This window comes from Pseudomonadota bacterium, from assembly GCA_039193195.1.
Taxonomy (GTDB): Bacteria; Pseudomonadota; Gammaproteobacteria; order Steroidobacterales; family JBCBZW01; genus JBCBZW01.
Map to the genome: position 1 here is coordinate 72,449 of JBCCWS010000013.1, position 23,648 is coordinate 96,096.

17 protein-coding genes are annotated in these 23,648 nt (G+C 64.9%); 12 read left to right on the forward strand and 5 right to left on the reverse strand.

Going from position 1 to position 23,648, the window contains the following annotated elements; all coding sequences use genetic code 11:
- Positions 1 to 516: 516 nt before the first annotated feature.
- A complete protein-coding gene (locus tag AAGA68_12845) occupies positions 517 to 2,163 on the forward strand; it encodes an electron transfer flavoprotein-ubiquinone oxidoreductase (GenBank protein MEM9385944.1) in 1,647 nt (548 codons plus the stop codon).
- A 5-nt stretch (positions 2,164 to 2,168) separates the two neighbouring features.
- On the opposite strand, the gene AAGA68_12850 is transcribed toward AAGA68_12845, so the two are convergent.
- The 3 genes from AAGA68_12850 to AAGA68_12860 form a co-directional block, all read right to left on the reverse strand.
- A complete protein-coding gene (locus tag AAGA68_12850) occupies positions 2,169 to 2,672 on the reverse strand; it encodes a histidine phosphatase family protein (protein MEM9385945.1) in 504 nt (167 codons plus the stop codon).
- Between the two features lie 3 nt (positions 2,673 to 2,675).
- Positions 2,676 to 3,689 carry a serine hydrolase domain-containing protein gene (locus tag AAGA68_12855; protein MEM9385946.1) on the reverse strand — a complete coding sequence of 338 codons (1,014 nt, stop codon included), beginning with the start codon at positions 3,687 to 3,689 and terminating at the stop codon, positions 2,676 to 2,678.
- A gap of 354 nt (positions 3,690 to 4,043) precedes the next feature.
- A complete protein-coding gene (locus AAGA68_12860; GenBank protein ID MEM9385947.1) occupies positions 4,044 to 4,781 on the reverse strand; it encodes a PEP-CTERM sorting domain-containing protein in 738 nt (245 codons plus the stop codon).
- Positions 4,782 to 5,072: 291 nt separating this feature from the next.
- Between AAGA68_12860 and AAGA68_12865 the strand changes: the two genes are divergently transcribed.
- From AAGA68_12865 to AAGA68_12880, 4 genes are all read left to right on the forward strand, one after another.
- Positions 5,073 to 6,011 carry a tetratricopeptide repeat protein gene (locus tag AAGA68_12865; protein ID MEM9385948.1) on the forward strand — a complete coding sequence of 313 codons (939 nt, stop codon included), beginning with the start codon at positions 5,073 to 5,075 and terminating at the stop codon, positions 6,009 to 6,011.
- Entirely contained in the window at positions 6,008 to 8,779 is a 2,772-nt protein-coding gene (locus AAGA68_12870; protein ID MEM9385949.1) for a clostripain-related cysteine peptidase, read from the forward strand. The genes AAGA68_12865 and AAGA68_12870 overlap by 4 nt, the downstream gene beginning before the upstream one ends.
- Positions 8,780 to 9,372: 593 nt before the next feature.
- Positions 9,373 to 9,816: a hypothetical protein gene (locus tag AAGA68_12875; GenBank protein MEM9385950.1), complete on the forward strand. Its 444-nt coding sequence runs from the start codon at positions 9,373 to 9,375 to the stop codon at positions 9,814 to 9,816.
- Positions 9,809 to 10,018, forward strand: a complete 210-nt coding sequence (locus tag AAGA68_12880) for a helix-turn-helix transcriptional regulator (protein ID MEM9385951.1) — start codon at positions 9,809 to 9,811, stop codon at positions 10,016 to 10,018. Before AAGA68_12875 ends, AAGA68_12880 begins: the two co-directional genes overlap by 8 nt.
- Before the next feature lie 54 nt (positions 10,019 to 10,072).
- Here AAGA68_12880 and maiA read toward each other — a convergent pair whose 3' ends face one another.
- Complete coding sequence (maiA, locus tag AAGA68_12885; protein MEM9385952.1) at positions 10,073 to 10,717, reverse strand: maleylacetoacetate isomerase; 645 nt, start codon at positions 10,715 to 10,717, stop codon at positions 10,073 to 10,075.
- Between the two features lie 39 nt (positions 10,718 to 10,756).
- Positions 10,757 to 11,623, reverse strand: a complete 867-nt coding sequence (locus tag AAGA68_12890) for a tryptophan 2,3-dioxygenase family protein (GenBank protein MEM9385953.1) — start codon at positions 11,621 to 11,623, stop codon at positions 10,757 to 10,759.
- A gap of 333 nt (positions 11,624 to 11,956) precedes the next feature.
- Between AAGA68_12890 and pdhA the strand changes: the two genes are divergently transcribed.
- The 7 genes from pdhA (at position 11,957) to AAGA68_12925 (ending at position 23,630) form a co-directional block, all read left to right on the forward strand.
- Complete coding sequence (pdhA, locus tag AAGA68_12895) at positions 11,957 to 13,042, forward strand: pyruvate dehydrogenase (acetyl-transferring) E1 component subunit alpha (GenBank protein ID MEM9385954.1); 1,086 nt, start codon at positions 11,957 to 11,959, stop codon at positions 13,040 to 13,042.
- Between the two features lie 3 nt (positions 13,043 to 13,045).
- Complete coding sequence (locus AAGA68_12900) at positions 13,046 to 14,023, forward strand: alpha-ketoacid dehydrogenase subunit beta (protein ID MEM9385955.1); 978 nt, start codon at positions 13,046 to 13,048, stop codon at positions 14,021 to 14,023.
- Between the two features lie 5 nt (positions 14,024 to 14,028).
- Positions 14,029 to 15,249 (forward strand): dihydrolipoamide acetyltransferase family protein, encoded by a 1,221-nt coding sequence (locus AAGA68_12905; GenBank protein MEM9385956.1) that lies wholly within the window; start codon positions 14,029 to 14,031, stop codon positions 15,247 to 15,249.
- A gap of 64 nt (positions 15,250 to 15,313) precedes the next feature.
- Positions 15,314 to 20,176 carry an NAD-glutamate dehydrogenase gene (locus tag AAGA68_12910; GenBank protein MEM9385957.1) on the forward strand — a complete coding sequence of 1,621 codons (4,863 nt, stop codon included), beginning with the start codon at positions 15,314 to 15,316 and terminating at the stop codon, positions 20,174 to 20,176.
- A gap of 113 nt (positions 20,177 to 20,289) precedes the next feature.
- Positions 20,290 to 21,933, forward strand: coding sequence for an O-antigen ligase family protein (locus tag AAGA68_12915; protein MEM9385958.1), 1,644 nt, complete (start codon positions 20,290 to 20,292; stop codon positions 21,931 to 21,933).
- Between the two features lie 16 nt (positions 21,934 to 21,949).
- Positions 21,950 to 22,555 carry a cysteine dioxygenase family protein gene (locus tag AAGA68_12920; GenBank protein ID MEM9385959.1) on the forward strand — a complete coding sequence of 202 codons (606 nt, stop codon included), beginning with the start codon at positions 21,950 to 21,952 and terminating at the stop codon, positions 22,553 to 22,555.
- A gap of 145 nt (positions 22,556 to 22,700) precedes the next feature.
- A complete protein-coding gene (locus AAGA68_12925; GenBank protein ID MEM9385960.1) occupies positions 22,701 to 23,630 on the forward strand; it encodes an HDOD domain-containing protein in 930 nt (309 codons plus the stop codon).
- Positions 23,631 to 23,648: the final 18 nt, after the last annotated feature.

Below are 23,648 nucleotides of genomic sequence, written 5' to 3' on the forward strand. Positions count from 1 at the left end.
CCACCTCCGTGCAGCAGCTGAGGCGCAACCGTCTCCCATCGCGGAGCTGCTCCTGGAGATGCAGCCGGGGCCGCACCACAAGGGCGGCAAAGACGATCCCTGCCGCCAATTCACGATCAACGCGATGGCGCGTCCCGGTCCGCTCCACCACAGCCGCCTGCGCGAAGGCCCCGACAAAGCCGACCGCCTCACCCTCCTCAGCTGCAGCCGCCGGGCCTGATCCTGCCCCGCCAACGATAGACGCACCGAGCGCAAGGAGAAGCTCACGAGGCGATCGGCTACAATGTCACGGCTGGGGTGATTGCCGGCAAACGCGCCTGCGCGGGGGGCTCACGCGCCGAAGGCGTCGCCACGCGCCGCGAGATCTCATGTCGCGCAATCCAGCACCCGATTCCGATCGTCGGATCCATTGAGAGTGGAGCCAACCTATGAGGCACCCCGCGTCCAACGCTCCCACGGGAAACGACCCAACATGCTCGCCCCAGTGGCGCGCCCTGGTGATCACGCATGGCTGACATAGAACGCGAGACGATGGAGTTCGATGTGGTCATCGTCGGCGGCGGCCCCTCGGGCCTCGCCGCGGCTTGCCGCATCCGCCAGCTCTGCCAGGAGAGGGGCGAGGACCTCAGTGTCTGTCTTGTCGAGAAGGGCTCGGAGATCGGCGCGCACGTGTTGTCCGGCGCCGTCTTGGAGACGCGCGCACTGGACGAGCTGTTTCCCGATGCAGGTAACGACGGCGCCCCCCTCGGCAGCGCGGTGAATGGCGATGAATTCTGGATGCTGCGCGGGGACAGCAAATCCATGCGCGTGCCCGACATGTTCATCCCGCCTCCGATGCACAACGCCGGCAACCGCATCGTGAGCATGGGCAAGCTGTGCCGTTGGTTGGCGGAACAAGCCGAAGCGATGGAAGTGAACGTCTTCCCCGGGTTCCCCGCCGCCGACGTGCTGGTAGAGGACAATCGCGTCGTTGGCATCGTTACCCAGGACATGGGCGTCGGCCGCGACGGCCAAGCGAAGGACGCCTTCGAAGCGGGTTACGAGCTGCGCGCCAAATACACGATCTTCGCCGAGGGCTGCCACGGTCACCTCGGCAAGCAGCTCATGCAGCGCTTTGAGCTGCGTGACGGCGCTGACCCGCAGCACTACGGCATCGGGCTCAAGGAGGTCTGGCGCATCGATCCCCAAAAACACCGCGAAGGCCTGGTCGTGCACACGCTCGGCTGGCCCCTCGACAGCCACACGGAGGGGGGCGGCTTCCTCTACCACGCGGAAAACAACCAGGTGTTCCTCGGGTTGATCATCGCGCTGAACTACCGCAATCCTCACCTCAGCCCCTTCGATGAGTTCCAACGCTGGAAACAACACCCCAGAATCCGCGAGACGCTAGAGGGTGGCGAACGCGCGTCCTACGGCGCGCGTGCCGTCAACAAGGGCGGTATCCAGTCGCTGCCAAAGCTCGTGTTTCCGGGCGGGATGCTCGTAGGCTGCGACGCAGGCTTCCTCAACGGGGTGAAGATCAAAGGCAATCACACCGCCATGAAGACCGGCATGCTAGCCGCCGAAGCAGTCTGTGAGGCGCTGTTCGCTGGTGACGAGGGAGGCCAGACGCTGGAGGCTTATCCAAAGGCTGTCGATGCCTCTTGGGTTTATCAAGAGCTGCATCAAGGCCGAAACTTCGGCCCGGCCCAGCACAAGCTGGGACTCTGGCTGGGCGCGGCTTTCACCTGGGTCGATCAGGCGATCTTCCGCGGCCGCCTGCCCTTCACCCTGCGCAACAGAACCCCCGACCACGACGCCCTGATGCCGGCGACGCAGGCCAGCAAGATCGAGTATCCCAAACCAGATGGCGTGATCAGCTTCGACAAGCTGTCCTCCGTGTTTCTCTCGAGCACGAACCACGAAGAGGATCAGCCGGTACACCTGCAGCTTGCAGATCCCGCCCTGCCCATCGCGGTGAATCTTCCCAAGTTCGAGGAGCCTGCCCAGCGCTATTGCCCTGCAGGTGTCTACGAGGTGGTGCAGGAACACGGCGCTCAGATGCTGAGGATCAACGCGCAGAACTGCGTGCACTGCAAGACCTGTGACATCAAGGACCCGCAGCAGAACATCAACTGGGTGACGCCTGAGGGCGGTGGCGGTCCGAACTACTCGAACATGTAGTGCCCCTAACGGATACGCTTGCGGGACTTCGGGTAGTCGAAGCGCGTGAGCTGCCCGCTCCCCCACTCGACACCTTCCCACGTGATTGAATCGAGTGCGATCGCCGCGTAAGCCGCCGTCGGTACGTTGTCGATATCCTCGTCCGCCAAAGCGTTGACGGTGTCGGTGAGGCCGGGATTGTGGCCGATTAGGAGCACGCGCTCGTCGTCGTCGGCCAGCGCGTTGATCGTGCACAGCCAATCCTGCGGATCCCCCGGGTAGAGCGACTCGATCATTAGGATCCTATCGAGCGCCAACGCAAACGTGGGCGCAAGAAGTTCCGCCGTGGCGCGCGCACGGTGCGCCGGACTGCAGCAAATCCGATCCGGCACGCGCCCTTCCTTGCTCAGACGCTGCCCCATCTCAGGCGCGTCGCGCTTGCCACGAGCGTTGAGGGGCCGATCAATGTCCTCGAGCTCGGGATCATCCCAACTGGACTTGGCGTGCCTAAAGACGATCAGCTCTCGCATCGGCTACGGCTGTTCGATCGCCGCCAACACGCGCTCAAAGATCAGATGGGATCGCGTGTGGCCACGCCCTTGCCCGTAGGCGGACGAGAGGGTCACCACGACGAGCGACTCCTCCGGCACCACGAAAATCTTGTTGCCGCCGTTGCCGGAGGCGAATAAGACGTCGCGCTCGGCGATCCGCGCTAGGTACCACATGAAGCCGTATCCGTAGGCGAAGGGATCCTCATCCTCGATATTGAGAGCCTGGCGGCACGAGGCCTCGATCCAGTCCTTCGACAGCACCTGCCTCCCCCGCCAGCGCCCCTCATCCAGCATTACCTGCCCCAGCTTGGCGAGGTCAGCCGCGGTCATGTACAGATTGCCCATGCCAGTCGTGCGACCGCGCGGTGACACCTGCCAGTACAGCTCGTAGATGCCCAATGGACCAAAGAGGTGTTCTCGGGCGTAGTCCTCCAAGCGGGCGCCGGCCGCATTCTCGACGATCGCTCCCGCTAGGAATGCGATCGCGGAGCTGTAGGCGTAGCGCGAGCCGGGCTCGAAGTCCATCGGCAGACTCAGCACAAATCCTAGGTAGTCATCCTGCGCAACCATGCGCCCCTCAGTACCCGGCGAGTCATCGTCGTAATCATCCGATGCGAGGCCCGCCGACATGGTCAGTAGGTGCTCCACTCGAATGCCCCACAGCGGCGAGTCTTCCGGAACATCCCGCTCCGGAAAGTACTTCGCAACGGGAGCCGTGACATCGATCAGACCCTGACCGGCGGCGACCCCAGCGACCATCGATGTTACCGACTTCCCCGCCGAGCGAATGTCGTGCAGGTTGGTCGGGGCGAAGGAATTGAAGCCCTCGTTCAGCACCAGCTTGCCGTTGCGGGCGACCGCAAGCACACGAAAATCGCGCGGCGGCGTCTCGGCGATCAGCGCCAAGAGCGCGTCCAGCGCCTGCGTGTCGAAACCTTCCTCCGCCGGCGTGGACGTGGGCCAAGCGAGCTCGGGCTCGGCCGGGCCTCGACGCATGCCTTGCTCGTCCGCTGACGCGATGGCGCCAGTCCCGATTAGCCAAGCACACATCAGGGCGTTGCACAGGGTCGGCGCAGTCCGGCACCGCGGTGGGGGTATGGGCATTGGCCGATGCTCCTCCTTGTAACGCGAGGGCATAGGCTACGGGATGGACGGCCGGTAAAGCCAGTCGATACCCCGGCGAGCCGGCACCACCCGTGGAGATCCCTAGGTGCGCTCGCTCATTTTCCGGAAGCACCTAGCACAGGCACCCGAGTCCGCAAAGCCGGCAAACCTGCGGGGAGCCGCCGAGCCGGCGCTCCCCGCGCTTACATTAACTAGCGTATGCGCTAGGCGGTACTGCGTACTCGCTCAAGCGGCAAGGCGCCCACGGCGCGCGTATGCAGCGCCGAGCACGCCAACCGCCACGAGGAGTAGCGAGCTTGGCTCGGGCACTTGGATACCGGGAACGTCGAAGACGATGTCGTCAAAGCCGATCCCGGCAGGATCAAGGTTCCAGATCGAGATGCCGGCGATGGTCGCGAGTCCATCCGCGGTCGTAAACCCGAAGAAGTCCGTATCCAAGCCCATTGGGGTCAGGGTGTCGATGAGACTGCCATCGCGCGCCCAGAACTCGAAGGTAGCCCCGCCGAGATTGCCGCCGACTGAGAGAAAGCCGAACTCCGACTGATCGTTGTCGAACAGCACGGAAACGGCGCCCTCGCCTATCGCATCGAAGTCCGGGAACCCCAGAGGACCCAACCCCGTCAGCACATTCGATCCGCTGCGCTCGAAGATGTTTAAGTTCTGATTTGAGTCACCCGCGACGAGGGACAGGGAGCCGCCCATGGGAGTTCCGGAGAGGACGTCCGAGAAGCCGTTGAACCCGAGGGTCTGACCGTTGAAGCGCTCGCCGAAGGTAGCACCATCCAGATCGATTAGGTCGTCGTAGTTGGTGCCTGGCGCGCCACCGCCTATCAACCCCTCGAAGTCGATGAGCTCGGTGCCGGCGAGAGAGAAGTAGTCCACCTCGGTAATGGAGGCCAAGGCGCCCTGAGTCAGTAAGGTGCATACCAGGGTCGCGGTCATCGATTGCGGTAGGACTGCCATTGTTGATCTCCTGTAGTTTTTGTTGTTGCTGACAGATCAGCGGAGCCTGTCAGAAAGCAGCGACTTCCCCGAGTCGATCACCTCAGTCCACGGTGCTCTTCGGCTGGCGTACGGTGAGTCATTCAGACAGACGGCTGTGCGAGCGCCCACCCCAGGCCCACTTACGTCAAATGCCACCCACCAGCTCGTCAAAACACCCGCACCAGGGATCAGCTGACCACGACCTGAGCCGATATCCGTTGCCCTCGCGCCTAAGGAGCTAACGACGGTAGCCCCCTAAGGAATTCGACCATGCAACGCGTCCTTTCGGCCCTAGCGGCTGCGATCACGCTTACCCTCGGCGCCTGCGGGCCGGGCCCCATGTCCACCACTACCAGCGAGTTCCGGAACAGCAAGCTGATCATCAAGATCTACGAAGACCGGGCGCCCACGGTGGAAATAGGTGACGCCCAACGCGCCCCCACCCCAATCGACGTGCTCAACGCCGACGCCAGCAAGGGCGACGTGCACGCCCATCGACTCCTCGGCCACGCCTACTGGCAGGGCAGCAGCTCCACCATCAACGGCATCAACGCCTTCCCCCGCAACCGCGAGAGTGCCGCGTGGTACTACGAGCGCGCCGCGCAGAGGGGTGACGCGCCGAGCCAGTACTTCCTCGCCCTCGCCCTAGAGCAGGGCGACGGCGTTGCGAAGGACGAGAAGAGCGCCTTCGCTTGGCATCAGGCGGCGGCCCAGCAAGGCTACGTCGATGCGCATGCTCAGCTCGGCTACTTCCTAAGTACCGGGGATGGTGGCATCCCCGTGGACCTGCTCAAGGCGGTGGAGCACATGCGTTTCGCCGCGAGCGCCGGCAACGCGATCGCGCAGCTGAATATGGGCAGCTTCTACGCCAAGGGAACTGGCGTGGAGCGCAGCATAGCGAAAGCGGCCCGCTGGTACTGGACCGCGGCCGACCAAGGAAACGCGGAGGCTATGGTACGCCTGGCCCGGCTCCTGCGCTCAGGCGAGGGTATCCCCCGGGACGATGCGGCCGCCACCCAGTGGCTCGAGCAGGCCGCCGCCGAAGGTCACGAGCAGGCCCAGGCAATGCTGGGCGATGACACGGCCAGCGGATCCGAGACGAACGCCAGCGATCCCTGGGCTGGCGATGGCGCGCCCGAGAGCGGTGATCAATGGGCCGACGCTCCAAGCGACCCTTGGGCTGAACAGGATGGGGGCAGCAGTCGATGACCTACCTCAAGCATTCAATAGGTTTGCTAGTGCTCCTGACGAGCTGCAGCTTAGCCGCGACCGCAGCACCCGCTGACTGGACGGTGATGATCTACATGGCGGCAGACAATAACCTCGAAGACGCCGCCCTCATCGACCTCGACGAAATCGAGGCCGGCATGCCCGAGCAAGGCGTGGAGATCATCGTCCTCATCGATCGTGCAAAGGAGTATACGGAGAGCCTCGGTAACTGGACCGACGCTCGCATCCTGCGCATGCGACCGAACCAGGAACGCGGCACCCTCGCTTCTGAGGAGATCAAGCGCCTTGGTGAGATCAACACCGGCGACCCACGCAACCTGGAGAAGTTCATTCAGTACAGCGTGGGCAACTACCCTGCCAAGCGCTACGGCTTGGTCATGTGGGACCACGGCGGCGGCTGGCAAGGCATGGCCGACGACGAAGACGCCGGCGACGGTCAGTCCCACGACAACCTGAGCCTTCCAGAGCTACGCAAAGCCCTTTCCAGCGCCATCCCTCAGGGCCGCAAGCTCGATTTCATCGGCTTCGACATGTGCCTCATGGCGCAGGTGGAGATCGCCTACGAAGTGGCTGACTTCGCCCGCTTCATGGTCGCCTCCCAGGCGGTCGAGCCCGGTTACGGCTGGCCCTACGACGTGCTCCTCCCGGCCTTCGCCGAATCCACTGCCGGCCCCAAGCGTCTCGCCCAGAACATCGTGCGCCGCTACGGTGAACATACGGAGCAGGCGGGCGAGCGGGTGGCCACGCAGTCGGCCATCGACCTGAGCAAGATAGAGCAGGTGAAGGGCGCCATCGACGCCCTGACCAACCGCATCGGTCCCACCGCCCGGCAGAACTGGACCAGCCTCACGCGATCCATCTTCTGGGCGGACAGCTTCAATCCACAGGGCAAAGACACCAACCGCAAGCAGGCTCAGCAGGCTCTGTCGAGCTCCGATCTGCTGGACTTGGTGAAGCGCTCGCGGGTGATCCTCGGTGAGCAGTTCCCCGCCCAGGCGGAGTTTCAACAACTCGTCGATGCGATGGACGGCGCGGTGGTCGACAGCCGAAACTCACTCCGCCACCGCCTTAGCCATGGCCTGTCCATCTACGCACCCCCGAGCGCCGCGACCTACAACCCCGCCTACGAGCAGACACGCTTCGGCGCCAGCAGCAGCTGGCCGAGGCTGCTCAAGGCTGTGCACCGCCACCAGGGCAGCCAGAGCGCCGCGCCGACGATCAACTACTTCCAGTACGTGGATGCCAGCAACGGCCAACAGCGCAAGACCACGTCCATGCTCGACAACACCACCCTGCGCCTGAAGGTGCAAGGCAACAACCTGCTTTGGGTGCAGAGCCTAACGGGCCGCTACAGTGCTGAAGACAAGGGGCATCTGATCCTGAGCCGCGGCTACATGAGCGACTCGCGATTTCTCGAGGAGAAGCTCGCCGCCAGCGGCGATGCGGCGGAGCTGTTGGTGCCAGTATTCAAAGGCAATACGGCCACCCTGGAGATGGAGGTGATGCCGGCAACGTACACGATCAGCAACGGCGAGACCTACGGCTTCGCAACCTTGGACGCCAGCGAGGCTCAGCTTGGGGAGGGCCAGAGCGTCGCCATCCTCGCCGAGTTCGAAAACGGTGAGCTCGGTCGGCACCAGGCAGTGATCTCTTTCAATCTCATGACTTGGAAAGCCGACGGCATCGCACTGCTAGTCGAAATGAAGGATGGGCGTGTGGTGCCACGAGGGGTCAAACCCCAAGCGACCGACAAGATCACCCTACTCTACGAGTTCATCCCCGACGGCGAGCAAGAGCCGTCCTTACGTCGTGGCGTGCAGATGCCTTGGAAGAACGGCCTGGAGCTCATCATGAGCGAAGTGCCGAACGGCGACTACACCACTTGGGCAATCGCCGAGAACCTCTCAGGTGAGACCCACGTGGCGCGCACCACGGTGCGCGGCGTGGCGCCCCAGTGGGAAGTGGCGGCGGGCTTCGATGGCGCACGTAAGCTTACGATCGAAAACCTCTCGGGAGTTTGGGCTAGCGTGGACGATGACACGCCGATCTTCGCGATCGGCCAAGCCCTCGGCAAGGGCCTCGCGGCGCTGGTCACCGACAAGGAGGCGCTGCCGGCCGAGGCCAAGGACTGGAAGTTCCTCGTCGAGCTGGACAACCGGCTGCTTCCCATGCTGAGCATCCTGACCTTCGATGCGAGCGGCGAGAAGCTGCTCGGGCGCATCCCGTACATGATTCTCGCCGACCCTACACAGCCCGATAGCCTGTGGATCAAGTCGCTGATCGGTGGCGGTGGGCAAGCCGTGGGCGAGATCGTCCAAGTGCGGCGAACGCAGCGTCTGGCAGAGGCGAACAAGCCCAAACCTACCGGCGGCGGTGGAGCCAGTCAGGACGACAGCAACGCTCCCGACGATGATGACATCCCCGCGGTCAAGCCACCGACGCGAGTGCGTGTTGTGGGCGCGTGGGCCGGCCAAGGGCAAGGGGGCGTGGAGGTGTATGTGGAGCTTATGCGCGACGGCACTTTCCAGCAGATGGAGGTGAGCTACGCAGCCGGGCTGCAGGTGGAGACCTGGGGCAGCTACGACTATCGTGATAACACCATGACCGTACGCTTCGCAGGTGGGCGCCAGTGTCATGCGTACGGCTGCGAACCCTTTGCCCCGGCGCCGATCGCACCGTTCCCCCTTGAGGTGCGCAACGACGTGATGCGATCGCCATGGGCCGTGTTGTACCGCCAAGACGAGTGACCGGGCTGGGCAGCCCCAGCGCCGTCACCGCTAGGGCGGCTCGGGGCGTCTGCACGTTCACGCCGATCCAGCCGCGAAGCACTTGCTTGGTGAGAAGGCAGGATTCGGCACCAGGCTTCCAGGCACACGTCCATGCGTGGCCATCGCACACCTGAAGAGATCACCGAGTGCGCTGCTCCCAAGCGTGGTCCGCCGAACACACTCTCCAGGGCGCTCGCCCGGCTACGAACCCGCCTCCAATGCGCTGGATCGACTTCTTCTTCGCGTCCTAAAGAAACTCATCGCCTGACTAGGAATCCGGGTCTGAGCGCGCCGGTCGCCAAACGCAGCACAGCAGCCAGGGCCCCACGCATGCAATCGACCGATCATCGCTCGATCACCTCGCCTTCCTCGCCCGACAACGGCACGCCCTGTCCCCCGCTTGCCCACGAGGCCCGGCGCCTAGTGCGCAGAACCACGGTAGACGCTCCCGCGCCGCCAACGCGAGGGGCACGACGAGGGCCGTTCGCGCGCTTGGAGTGAGTACTTGACGACCCATAAAGAGTAGTTTAAGTTACCTAAAGTAACGCTAGAAACTCATTTGGAGTACCAGAATGGACATTGAAAACCTCGAACGCCGCCACGACCGACTGCAGATGTGGATGCTGATCGGCATCACCGTGGGCAGCCTCGGTTTCGCCGGGCAAGAGCTGATCCAGCTATTGAAGGGCCCCAAGGCCGCCGAGTTGGGACTGGCGGTCCTCACGCTCGTGGGGTGGTTGATTGGGGCCGCGGCGATCCTGTCGAGCTCGTCCCTTAGGAAAGAGAGAGGGATTGAGAACCTGCTAGGCGACGAGCGACTGGCCAACCTGCGGGGTGAGGCCTTCCAATTTGGCTTCGTGGCCCTGTTGATCACGCAAGTCGTCTTGTTGGTCGGCAACGAGATGCTGCTGAGGCTGACGGAAGTCGAACTTACGGTAGCGTTCGCGGCCAATCTGTCGATTGCCGTTGCCGTCGTCTCGTCCCTCGGCAGGTTCGTTCAGCTGAACCATGACTAAGGAACGCTTGAACAACACCTTAAAGGTCCATCGCGCAATGCGTGATTGGACTCAGGCCCAGCTGGCGGAGCACGCGGGCGTCACGCGAAAGAGCATCAACGCCATCGAGCGCGGGCACTTTGTCCCGTCCACCGTGCTTGCGCTGCGCTTGGCGCACTTGTTCGAATGCCGAGTTGAGGACCTGTTCAGCTTGCCTGACTAGCGGGGCCAGGGCTCGCGTGCGCAAAGCACCGCCGCGCTGCCTTAGACAGGCTGCCTAGGCTGACGGCGCGTCCGGCTGGATCTCTGGGCGCGCCGCGTCGAAAGCGCGAAGCACTAGGCAGCGATCGTTGATCGCCCGGATCGTGGGGTAGGCGGAGAGATCGCATGCGAAGCGCAGGGCGTTGTACACCTGAGGCACCAGCAAGCAGTCCGCAAGGCCAGGCCGTTCGCCAGCGCAAAACGGCTGCCCAACGTCGACCAAGCGTGCTTCGAGCGGTTCGAAGCCACGGTGTATCCAGTGGTGATACCAGGCGTTCGCCGCATCAGCATCGGCGCCTAGGTTCTTCTTGAGGTAGCCGAGCACGGCCACGTTGTTGAGCGGGTGCATGTCGCACGCGATGAGCTGCGCCAGAGCCCTCACGCGCGCCCGCGCCAGGGGCTCGACAGGCAACAAGGGCGGATCGGGAAAGCGCTCTTCCAGGTAATCGAGGATCGCCAACGACTGGGTGAGCGTATGCCCGTCGATCTCTAGCGCTGGCACGCGACCCTCCACGTTGACCTTCGCGTAGGCTGGCGAGCGCTGCTCAGACACCGACGGCGCTAGGTTCACGCCGACGGACTCGAACGCGATGCCTTTGAGATTCAGGGCGATACGCAGTCGGTAGGCCGCGCTCGAACGCCAGTAGGTGTACAGGGTCACCACAGTTCGCCTCCTTTCGGTCCAGCTAGCTTCCCGACCCTACAAGCGGGTGCGTACATCGATGAGCTCCGGGAACAAGCGCATGTCCACGCCCGTGCGCAAGTACTGCACACCGGAGGACCCACCGGTGCCGCGCTTGAAGCCGATGATACGCTCAACAGTCTTCATGTGACGGAAGCGCCAGAGGGAGAAGTGATGCTCCACGTCTACCAGCTTCTCCGACATCTCGTAGGCCTCCCAGTGCTTATCGCGAGCGCCGTAGACGTTCTCCAGGACGTCGACGACGCGTGAATCGCCCTGGTGGGTTTGGGTGAGATCTCGTTCCAGGACCTCTTCCGGGATCGCATGGCCGCGGCGCGCTAGGTAGTGGAGATAGACGTCGTAGAGCGAGGGCGCCGCCAGGCGCGCACTTAGGTCCGCGTGGGTCGGCCCATCGTGGCGGAACACATCTAGGTAGGCGGCGCGCTTGCGGCCGAGCACGAACTCCAAGGCTCGAAACTGCGCCGACTGGAACCCCGACGAGTTGCCGAGCACGGTCCGGAACTCCGTGTACTCGGAGGGCGTGAGCGTCTCCAGCACGGCCCATTGGTTGAACAGCTGGCGCTGCACCTGGACCACGCGAGAGAGGTTTTTCAGCGCGGGGCCGGGGGTGTCCGCGGCCACGTGAGCAATGGCGGCATCGAGCTCGTGCAGGATGAGCTTCATCCACAGCTCAGACACCTGGTGCTGGACGATGAACAGCATCTCGTCGTGGTGCTGAGGCTCGCTTAGGGGCAGCTGAGCGTTGAGCAGCAGGTCCAACCGCAGGTAACCCGTGTAGGTCAGGCGATCACGCAGGTCACGCTCAATGCCCGCTTCGAGTTCCGGCGGCGCTTCACCGTTGTCTGGTGGCGACGAATCGGTCATATCGACAGCGTCCTCAGGGCGATCGAATGGGCGCCGCGAAACGACGGCATATCTGCGGCGGTGCGCCATTCTAACCCCGTCCCGCGCACCTGCCCACGGCGGGCGAGAATGGGTAAAGAAAAGCGCTCTTCGGCGCGCGGAGGACCGTTGCAATCGGTATAATCGCGCGCGCCGGAAGTCAGTCTGCTTGCTGCCCCCGCACCCACGAGAATTCGCTGTGCCGCAGAAGGGCCCACGCCCTGGGCTGCCGCCAGCGCGCGCCATGCTTGAACGGCGCACGAACAGCACACGCGAACCGGCAAGGACGACCGGTGCACCGCGGAAGGAGAACCTTTGAAGACCATCGCTTCCTACGACGTGAAGTATGTCCAGATCCTCGATCCGGACGGCAACGTGAACGGCCCACTTCCCGCATTCGCCAACGACCAAGACGAATTGATGCGCCTGTACCGAATGATGGTGCTGACCCGCCAGTTCGATACCAAGGCGATCAACCTGCAGCGCACCGGCAAACTCGGCACTTACGCCTCCTGCCTCGGCCACGAGGCAGCCCATGTCGGCATTGGATCGGCAATGGAAGCGGAGGACGTCTTCGCGCCCATGTACCGCGAGTACGGCGCCCAGCTGTGGCGCGGCGTGAAGATGTCCGAGGTGCTGCGATACTGGGGCGGCGATGAGCGCGGCAACGATTTCTCCGGCCCTCGCCAAGACTTCCCCTGGTGCGTACCCATCGCCACTCAGTGCCTGCACGCCGCAGGCGCCGCCATGGCCTTCAAGCTGCGCCGCGAGCCGCGCTGCGCCGTAACCGTGATCGGCGATGGCGGCACCTCCGAAGGCGCCTTCTACGAGGCCATGAACCTGGCAGGCGCGCAGAAGCTGCCGGTGGTGTTCGTCGTGGTCAACAACAAGTGGGCGATCTCCGTACCTATCGAGCTGCAGACTGCCGCGCGCACGCTGGCGCAAAAGGCCTTTGCCGCCGGCATCCCCGGCATCCAGGTGGACGGCAACGATGTCTTCGCGGTACGCGAGGCCCTCGGCCAGGCCCTGTCGCGCGCCCGGCGGGGCGAAGGTGCCTCCCTAGTAGAGGCCGTCACCTACCGCCTCAGCGACCACACCACCGCCGACGACGCCAGCCGCTACCGACCACCGGAAGAGGTTGAGCAGGCCTGGAAGCTCGAGCCCCTCAAGCGCTACCGCAAGTTCCTGGAGAACGAAGGACTCCTCGATGAGGCGGCGGACAAGGCCATCAGCGAGCAGTGCACGAGAGAGATCGAATCGGAGGTGGCCCTCTACCTCGATACGCCCATGCCCACGGTCGACTCCATGTTCGACTACATGTTCGAGTCCCTGCCGGACTCGCTGGTCGAGCAGCGCGAGTACGCGAAGCGCTACGACCGCGGCGAAAATGGGGGGCACTGAGCGATGGCCCGGGTAACCCTCATCGAAGCGCTCACCATGGCCATGCGCCACGAGATGGAGCGCGATCCCAGCGTGCTGATGCTGGGCGAGGACGTGGGCGTGAACGGTGGCGTGTTCCGCGCCACCGCCGGCCTACAGCAAATCTTCGGTAAGGAACGCGTGATGGACACGCCCCTCGCCGAGAACATGATCGCCGGCATGTCCGTGGGCATGGCGGCTCAGGGAATGCGGCCCGTGGCGGAGATCCAGTTCACCGGCTTCATCTACCCCGCCGTGGACCAGTTGATCAGCCATGCGGGACGCCTACGCCACCGCACGCGCGGTCGCCTGCATTGCCCGATGGTGCTACGCGCGCCCTACGGCGGCGGCATCCACGCCCCGGAGCACCACTCGGAGAGCACGGAGGCGATGTTCGCCCACATGCCCGGCATCCGGGTGGTGATTCCCGCCTCGCCCGCGCGAGCCTACGGCTTGCTGCTAGCCGCGATACGCGACCCTGATCCGGTCGTCTTCCTCGAGCCAAAGCGAATCTACCGCGCCATCAAGCAAGAGGTAGCGGACAACGGCGAGGCTCTGCCCCTGGACACCTGCTTCATCCTGCGCGAAGGCACGGACGTGACCTTGGTGAGCTGGGGCGCGATGACCCTCGAGACCATGAAGGCCGCCAAGCAGCTTGAGGCGGATAGCGTGAGCTGCGAGGTCATCGACGTCGCCACGATCAGCCCTATGGACACGGACACGATCCTCGAGTCGCTGGACAAGACGGGACGGATCGTGGTGGTTGCCGAGGCGCCGCGCACCTGTGGTGTGGCGTCGGAGATCGCTGCCTTGGTGGCGGAGGAAGGCATCTACTCCCTCAAGGCACCGATGCGTCGAGTCACGGGCTACGACACGGTCATGCCGCTGTTCCGGCGTGAGATGGATTACCTGCCCAGCGTCGAGCGAATCGTCGATGCTGTGCGCGACACGCTGGAGGGCTAGAGGCCGTGAAGACCTTCAATCTGCCGGACCTGGGCGAAGGCTTGCCCGAGGCCGAGATCGTGAAGTGGCACGTGAGCGAGGGAGACGCGATCACCGCCGACTCGCTGATGGTATCCGTGGAAACCGCCAAAGCGGTGGTGGACGTGCCCGCCCCTTACACGGGCACGATCGCAAAGCTCTACGCCGCGGAGGGCGAGATGGTGGAGACCGGTAAGCCACTGGTCGACTTCCGCCTAGAGGGTGATGCCGCCAACGATGCGCCGGCCGCGGAGACCCCGGACGCGGACGCTGCACGCGACGACAGCGCGACCGTGGTCGGTAACGTACCGACGAGCGATGAGGTGGTGCAAGAGACCGCAGTGGCGGGACGCGGGCGTCGCGGCGCACGCGGGCGTATCAAGGCGATGCCGTCGATCCGGGCGGAGGCTGCGCGCCTGGGGATAGACCTCGCCACCGTGACCGCCACGGGACGCAACGGTCAGATCACCCAGGGTGACCTGCAGCGCCGTGCAGGCGGTGGCGCGCCAATGGCCGCGCCCCCCGCCGCGCCCCCCGCGCCAGCCCCCAGCCCGGCGCCCGCGGCCGGCGAAACCCTCGTCGATCCCCTGCGTGGGCCACGCCGTGCCATGACCCACAGCATGACCCGCTCTCGCAACGAGGTCATGGAGTGCACGATCTTCGACGATGCGGACATCCACGCCTGGCGCCCCGGTGAGGACATCACGGCGCGCGTGCTGCGCGCCATCGCCGCGGGCTGCGCAGCGGAGCCCGCGATGAACGCGTGGTACGACGGCGAGCAACTCACCCGCACCTTGCACTCTCGTGTGGACGTGGCGATGGCCGTCGACGGTCCCCAGGGTCTGATCGTGCCTGTGATCCGCGGCGTCGATGGCAAGACTGCTCTGGCCCTGCGCGCGGACGTCAACCGCCTCAAGGTCGCCACCCGCGAGCGCAGCATCTCCCCCGATGACATGCGCGACCCCACGATCATGCTGTCGAACTTCGGCATGCTGGCCGGTCGCTACGCGACGCCCGTGGTGGTACCGCCGTGTGTGGCCATCCTCGGCACGGGGGGCGTGCGCCACGACGTGGTGGCGGTGATGGGCGGCATCGAGGCCCACCGGGTAATTCCCCTGTCGCTCACCTTCGATCATAGAGCGTGCACCGGCGGCGAAGCGTGCCGCTTCCTGGCTGGGGTCATCGCCGACCTAGCGCGTGCAGATTAGGGTCGAACACGCGCCTCGAGTACTCGTGACACGAACATTACGAAGGCAAGTAAAAGGCTAACGGATGAGTGAGTCCTACACCGCCACCGTAAGGCGCCCGACCGACATCATGACCGGCGTTCTAGAGGAGATCGTGGCCCACGCGGTCACCCTCGCGTCAGGCTTCACGTTGCCGCCGGCGATCGACGTCCCTAGCTTTGTGCATCGTTACTACGAGAACGCCGCGCCCGACGACCTGCGCGAGACCGACCCGGAACAGCTAGCCGCTGCCGCCCTCGCCCACCTGCAATACGTCACTCATCGGCGAGGCCAGGACCCGAAGTTCAGGGTCTACGCGCCCAATCGCACGGAACATGGCTGGACCACGCCTGCGCCCCGCCTGGTGGTGGAGCTAATCAGCGACGACATGCCGTTCCTGGTCAGCACCCTGGCACTCGCCGTCCAGCAGTGCGGCCTGAGCCTGCGCATGACCGTGCACCCGGTCTACGAGGTGGAACGCACGGCCGAAGGGGAGCTGCTGCGCTTTGTGTCCGAGGAGGAGGACCCTCCTGCCGGAAGCCGTCGCGAGTCGCTGGTGCATATGCAGCTCGACCGCGACGCGGACACGCGGCAGCTGGTCACGCTGCTCGCTAGCATTAGCGAGGGGGTGGGCGATCTACGCCTGTCCATCGACGACTGGCGCGCCATGCGCGACCGCCTCATGGACGCGCGCGACGGGCTGACCAGCGAGGCGCCGCCCGTGCCGGACCAGATTCTGCAGGAGTCGTTGGCCTTCCTGCAGTGGATGAACCGCCGCAACTTCACCTTCCTCGGCTATCGCGAGTATCGACTAAAGGATCTAGACGGCGCCGAAACCCTAGTCCCGATCGAATCCACCGGCCTCGGCATCCTGCGCCCGGACAGCCGCCTGAGCCACCGCCCGCCGGAGTTCGCCCGCGTGCTGCGCCACCACTTGCGCAGTCGCGAGCCCTTGATCATCACCAAGGCGGACACGGTCTCGACCATCCATCGGACCGGGCGCCTCGACTACATAGGGGTGAAACAGTACGACCCGGCGGGGCGAGTCATCGGCGAACACCGCTTCCTCGGTCTGTTCACCGCCTCGGTCTACTACACCGACGCTCTCGCCATTCCCCTGGTGCGCCTGAAGATGGAGCAGATCCTACAGCGCGCAGAGCTCACCCGTGCCAGCCACGCGGGCCGCACGCTCCTGCACGTGCTGCAGACCCATCCGCGGGATGAGTTGCTCCAAGCGAGTATCGAGGACCTCTCGCGAATTGCTAACAGCATCCGTAACCTACAGGAGCGGCAGCTTACGCGGTTGTTCATTCGCCGAGATCTGTTTCGGCGCTTCATCGCCTGCCTGGTCTTCATACCGCGCGAGAAATTCAATACCCTGGTGCGCGAAAAGCTCGAGACCTTGATGCTCGAGGGGCTTGGCGGCGAGTCCCTAGAGTCGCAGGTTACCCTGTCTGAGTCAGCCCTCGCCCGCGTGTACACGGTCGTACGCATCGATCCCAAGCAGGACGGCAAAATCCAGCTGCGCTGGCTACAGGACCACATCGAGCAGGTGGCCAAGACCTGGGATGACCACCTGCGCGAGGCACTCAGCGAGCGCTACGGTGAGCGGCGCGGCATCGCCCTCACGCGACGCTTCGCTTCCGCCTTCCCCGCGGCGTACACAGAAGAGGCCGGCGCGCAAACGGCGGCGGACGACATCGAACGCATGCTGGCCCTAGACTCGAGCAAGCGGAACGTGGACATCACGCTCTACCGCCCGGCCGACGCGCCGCGCCAGCATGTGCACCTGAAGCTGATCCGGCCCTTCTCACCGATTTCCCTCTCGAACGTGTTGCCCGCCTTGGAGAACTTGGCCCTGCACGTGGTGAGCGAGCGCCCCTACAAGCTCGAGCTGGATGACGGCAAAACCTGCGTGTGGATTCAGGACTTCGACATGCGCTGCCGCGAAGCCCCGGAACGCATCGAGGACGTGCAGGACGTCTTTCGCGATGCGGCCCGCGCCATTTGGCGTGGTGCGGCGGAGAACGACGGCTTCAACGCACTGGTGCTACGCGCTCGCCTGAGCTGGCGCGACGCGGCGCTCCTGCGTGCCTACTGCCGCTATTTGCTACAAACCGGCTTGCCCTTCAGCCAGAGCTACATGGAAGAGGTCCTGGGCGAGTACGCTCAGCTGGCCGGGAGCCTCGTCGCCCTATTCCACGCTCGCCTCGACCCAGCGGGGCAGGATGACGGCGCCGCCGCTGAGCACGCCCGGACCATAGAGAAAGCTCTCGACGGCATCGCGAGCGCCGATGAGGACCGCATCGTGCGCGCCTTCTACGCCGTGGTGATGGCCACCCTGCGCACCAACGTGTACCAGCGCAACGAAGACGGCAAACCTCCGGAGTACATGTCCTTCAAGCTCGACCCGGCGCAAATCCCAGACTTGCCTGAACCGCGCCCCATGTTCGAGATCTTCGTCTACTCGCCGCGCGTCGAGGGGGTGCACCTGCGCACCTCCAAAGTGGCTCGTGGTGGGCTGCGCTGGTCGGATCGACGGGAGGACTTCCGCACGGAGATCCTCGGCCTGATGAAGGCGCAAAAGGTCAAGAACACCGTGATCGTGCCGACCGGCGCCAAGGGCGGCTTCGTCGCCAAGCGTCTGCCTGAGGGCGATCGCGAAGCGATCATGACCGAGGGAGTGGCGTGCTATCGCCTGTTCATCCGCGGCCTGCTCGACCTGACCGACAACATCGTCGGCGGCGAGATCGTGCCACCCGAGGACACGGTTTGTCTGGACGAGCCCGACTCCTACCTGGTGGTGGCCGCCGACAAGGGCACGGAGACATTCTCGGATATCGCCAACGAGGTGGCCACGAGCTACGGCTTTTGGCTAGGTGATGCGTTCGCTTCCGGAGGCTCGGTCGGCTACGACCACAAGAAGATGGGCATCACGGCGCGCGGGGCTTGGGAAGCGGTGAAGCGACACTTCCGCGAGGACGGCGTGGATACGCAGGGCGGGCCCTTCACGGTCGCCGCCATCGGCGACATGTCCGGAGACGTCTTCGGCAACGGCATGCTGCTCTCCCCGCATATCCGCCTTCAGGCGGCTTTCAACCACCTGCACATCTTCCTCGACCCCAACCCCGACGCCGCCCGTAGCTACGCTGAACGCGACCGATTGTTCAGACTCCCGCGATCGACTTGGGAGGACTATGACGCCAGCCTGATCTCCGCCGGCGGTGGCGTGTTCTCGCGGCGCTCGAAGTCGATCCGACTGCCGAGCGAAGCCCGCGCCATGCTCGATCTGCAGGAGGAGGAACTCACCCCCAACGCACTGATCAGCGCGATTCTCAAGATGCGCGTACAGCTCCTGTGGAACGGCGGCATCGGCACCTACGTGAAGGCCAGTGACGAGAGCCACGACGAGGCTGGCGATCGCACCAACGATGCGGTGCGCGTGAACGCCCGTGACCTGCGCTGCAAGGTGGTGGGTGAAGGCGGTAACCTCGGCCTCACTCAACGCGCCCGCATCGAGTTCGCCCACACGGGCGGCTTCATCAACACGGATTTCATCGATAACGCTGGCGGCGTCGACTGCTCGGACCACGAGGTGAATATCAAGATCCTCCTCGACCTGCTCGTGAAGGAGGGAGAAGTGTCCTGCTCCCAACGCGAGAGCGTGTTGGCGCAGATGACCGACGAGGTATCCGCCCTCGTCCTGGAGAGCAACTACCGCCAGACGCAAGCGATCAGCCTGACGGAACTCATCGCTTCAGAGCGCTTCCGCGAGCACGTGCATCTGATGCGCAGCCTCGAACGCGAACGCGAGCTGTCCCGGGCGCTCGAGTTTCTTCCGGATGAGGAAGAGGTCACCGCCCGCAACAAGCTCGGACGCGGCTTGACCCGCCCGGAGCTTTCCGTGTTGGTGTCTTACGCCAAGATGCACCTGTACGGCGCCCTGATCGACTCCACGGCGCCGGAGGATCCGCACCTGGCCGGGGACCTCAAGGCCTATTTCCCCTCCCAGCTGGTGGAGCTGGCGGGACCTCGTCTCACGGAGCACCCCCTCGCCCGCGAGATCATCGCCACGCAGGTCACCAACGACTTGATCAACCGTATGGGGCCGACCTTCGCCCACCGCACGATGGACGACACGGGAGCCGATGCGGGTGCCGTCGCCCAAGCCTATGCAGCGGCGCTGTTCAGCCTCGATCTGCGCCCCGTGTGGTCAGCGATCGAAAGGCTCGACAACAAGACCCACGCGGCCACTCAGTACGCGATGCTACTGACCATCACCCGTGTGCTGCGCCAATCCACCTACTGGCTTCTTGAGCGACAGCGGGGCGAGCTCGACATCGGCCGCATCATCGACCGCTACCACCAAGGGGTACGCGCCGTGCGCGAGACCCTGCCGGAGGTGCTCACCGATAGCGAACGTTACGCCTACGACGAAGCTGTTCAGGGCTATGAAAGGCTAGATGTGCCCACGCAAACCGCTCGCGCCATGGCCGCCCTAGGCCCGCTTCCCTGCGCCTTCGACATCGTGGACATTGCGACCGAGGCGAACATGGACGTCGGCGCCATGTCCGAGCTCTACTTCCAGGTCGGTGGACTGGCCGGCGCGGACTGGCTGCGCGATGCGGTGGAGCAGCTGCACATCGCTGGACGCTGGCAGGCGATCGCCCGCCAAAGCCTGCGCGACACGGTCTACGCCCTGCAGGCGGAGCTCGTGCGCCACGTGGTCGTGAACTGCGGAGGTGATCGGCTGCCGTGCGCGAGCGCCCTCGAGCAATGGGGAAGCCGAAATCGGGCTGGTCTCACCCGGGTGCAACGGATCATCAACGAGATCACCGAATCCGGGGAACCGGACTTCTCCACCCTGACCGTAGCAGCCCAGGAAATTCGCAAGCTCGCTCGCCTTTAATCGCCGGCCGCGGGCTGCGGCCGGCGGAAGACGCACGCTGTGATCTGAGTGGGTGGCGTTCACGGCGAAGCGTGCCAAGCTGTGAGGCATTGCTGGTGGAGTGACGCGCTACCATGAGTGCTCACGACAAACCGCGCCCGGCGGAGACTGCCGTGACCGAACGACGCTCATCGCCCGACACGCCTCGCCTCGCCTTGGGGGGCGAGGCCACCATCGGCGTCGGCCTTCTCGCCGGCTGCGCCGCGATGCTGGCATTCGCCCCGCTGATCCATCTCCCGCTCGCCCTCAGCGAGTTCGATCAGAAGCGCTTCATGCAGCTGATGCTGCTGCTCGTCACCGCAGCGGCCTACGCGCTCTCGCGTGACCTGCGTCACCACGTCGCCGCGGAGCTTTCCTCCCTGCCCAGGACTGGGCTGGTAGCCCTTGGCCTTGTGCTAACGCTCGGCGCCGCCTCATCCGCGCAGGCCGAGTCCCCCCGCCACGCCTTCGCCGAGATGGCCTTGCTGCTCGGCCTCGGGCTCTACGCCGTGACCCTGGCAGGCGCCCTACGCCCCGTGCTGCCGGCCGCGAGACACTGGTTCGCCATCATGGTGCTGGCGATGATGGGCCTGTACCTGCTGCGCACGGCCGGCGCCTACGTCGCTTGGCTCACCACGATCCAACTGGAGATCAACGAGCTCCTCGTCGGCCTTGGTCACAAGCGCTTCTTCGGACACTGGCTCACGCTGACCCTTCCCCTGAGCGCGCTGCCCGTGCTCCTGCTGCGCTCACCCTGGGCCCGCGCAGGTGCCCTGCTGGTGGCAAGCCTGTGGTGGTCAATCGCCTACGGTAGCGGCGGTCGGGGCACCTTTCTCGGGGTTGGCGCCGCCATCGCCTTCACCGCGATGACCGTGCCGAAGGCACGCGCTTGGTGCGCCCTACAGGTGCTGTGTGCCCTGACCGGATTCGCCCTCGCCTTCACCCTGTTCGAGCTGCCGACGCGTGGGTCCGACGCGGTGATCGGAATGGAGCGCCTGAGCGGCCAGGTGGGCACGGCTGGTGCCAACGAGGGGCGCGTGGTCCTGCTCCTAGAGTCAGCCGAGTTGATCCTGGACCACCCGTTGCTCGGCATCGGACCGATGCACTTCGCGGCCGTGGGCGAACGGGGCCACCCGCACAACATCGTGGCGCAGCTGGCCGTCGAGTGGGGGTTGCCCGCCACCGCTGTGCTGATGGCTCTGGCGCTCGCCGCCGCCTTCGCCTGGTGGCGCCTGGTGCCCGCTGCCCGAACGGCGCCCATCGTGCGACCCGCGATCGGCGCCAGCCTGCTCGCGGGCGCGGTGCACGCGATGGTCAGCGGCCTTCTGATCCCGGCCTACACGCAGCTCTGGCTGGCCACTCTCGCGGGCTTCGCCCTGTGCGAATTCAACGAGATGCTGTCGCCCTACGGCCGCGAACTCGATCGCCGACCCGAGCCTCGAGGGCAGCGTGCCCGCTACTCCGTGCCGATGACCAGCGCGACCGTGGCCATCGCTTGGCTCTGCTGCCTAGTCGCCTTGGGGATCACGACCGTGCGTGACGCGCCGCTCGTGCTGCAGAGCATGCGGGCCATGCAAGCGCGCCAGGTAACTGGCGCGCCACGCTTTTGGCAGTACGGCTACGTGGACGACGCGCGCAGCCTGCGCGCGCTGGTGGAGCATCAGCCGCTTCGCAAACGTCCGCGCTACACCCTCGAAGCCACCCTGGAACGGGTGCACTTACCGTTCCTCCCCGACTGATCTACACTTGCACGCCATGGCAATCGACAGCGACACCGTTCCTCACCATCTGTACACCGAAGAGCTACGCCTAGCCCTCGACACAGCCGTTCGCGGCGGTGGCGGCGACGCGCACCGCGTGGTGCCCGCCGTACGCTCCGTGCTCGCCGATTTCGTGCGCCGACACGCCGGGCAGGTACCGAATGAGTTCGCCGACGCCCCGCAGGATCGCTACGCACGGCGCCTGATGCACCGGAGCGACGAGCTCGGCTACGCAGTCATCGCCATGACCTGGAGCGCCGGGCAGCGCACGCCCATTCACGACCACTGCGGCATGTGGTGCGTGGAAGGGGTTTGGCAGGGCTGCATAGAGGTGGTGCAGTACGAGTGCCTGGAGCGCCAGGACGAGTTCTGCCGCTTTGAACCGCGAGGCTGCATGCAGGCCTGCGCTGGCTCCGCGGGTAGCCTGATCCCACCCCATGAGTACCACACCATCGCCAATGCGCAAGACGATGGCGCTGCGATCACGGTGCACGTCTACGCCGACCATATGACAACGTGCAACATCTTCGAACCAGCATCTAACGTCGCCGAAAAAGGCGAATGGTACCGGCGACTCCCGCGCCAGCTGCACCTCGACTAGGCGCCGCCTCGCACGCACCCACTGACCAGCGGGTGGACTGAGAACCAGGCCCACGCATCCTCCCGCTAGGACTTCTACACTCACGGTTGACGTAACGGCTACGTCGGCCCGGCGGGCGCGGGCTGATCAGCGAGCGGAGGACTTCATGGCGCACGACGCGAGAGTCGTAGAAGCGTCCGGCAACGCGGCACTCCTTTTCTTGGAGTACCTGACGGAAGAGATCAATCGGGGCGAGCTCAACCTGCCGTCTTTCCCGGACAACATCATCAAAATCCGCCAGGCGCTGGCCGATGAGGGATGTGGGCCGGAACGTTTGGCGAGACTGATCTCAACGGACCAAGGCCTGGCCGCTCGCCTGCTGCAGATGTCTAACTCTGCGCTCATCTCGCGAGGCGTGCGAGCGGTCACCGACCTGCGTACGGCGATATTGCGCCTTGGTTTCAACATGGTCCGCAACGCCGCCATGTCTGCCGCTATCCATCAGATGTTCCAATCGAAGAAGGCGAGCGCGATGCGCCGAGAGGTGCGCGCGATCTGCCGCGAAGGGGCTGACGTGGCCAGCCTGGCCTTCATCACCGCCCGCGTCACGGAGCGCTTCAACGCCGATGAGGCGATGCTTGCAGGGTTGCTCCACAACGTCGGCAAGCTCTACATCTGCATGCGTGCCTGTGACCAATCCGAGGTATTGGCTAATCGTGACATGTTAAGTCATATGCTAGGTGAGTGGCACGGCGCGATCGGCCGCGTGATCATCGAGTCCTGGGGCTTCTCCGCCGAGCAGGCCGCAGCGGCCGAAGAGCACCTCGACCATACGCGCAGTCCGGTGGAACCGGACCTCGTCGACATCGTGCAGGCAGCAGTGCTGCTCTACGAGGCGATGCACCGGCCGGCCCGTTTGTACGGGAAGGACCCAGAGACGGGCGAAACCGTCGGTTCAGAAGACGATGAGGCGCGTCAGGCGTCCCAATCGCTGCTGGCGCGTCCCGTATTCCTGCGCCTATCTATCGACCAGCCTCGCCTGGGCACGATTCTCTCTCGCGCTCGCGACAACTCCATCGCAAACGGCCTCAGCTAAGCCCTGCGCAGTCGCTTC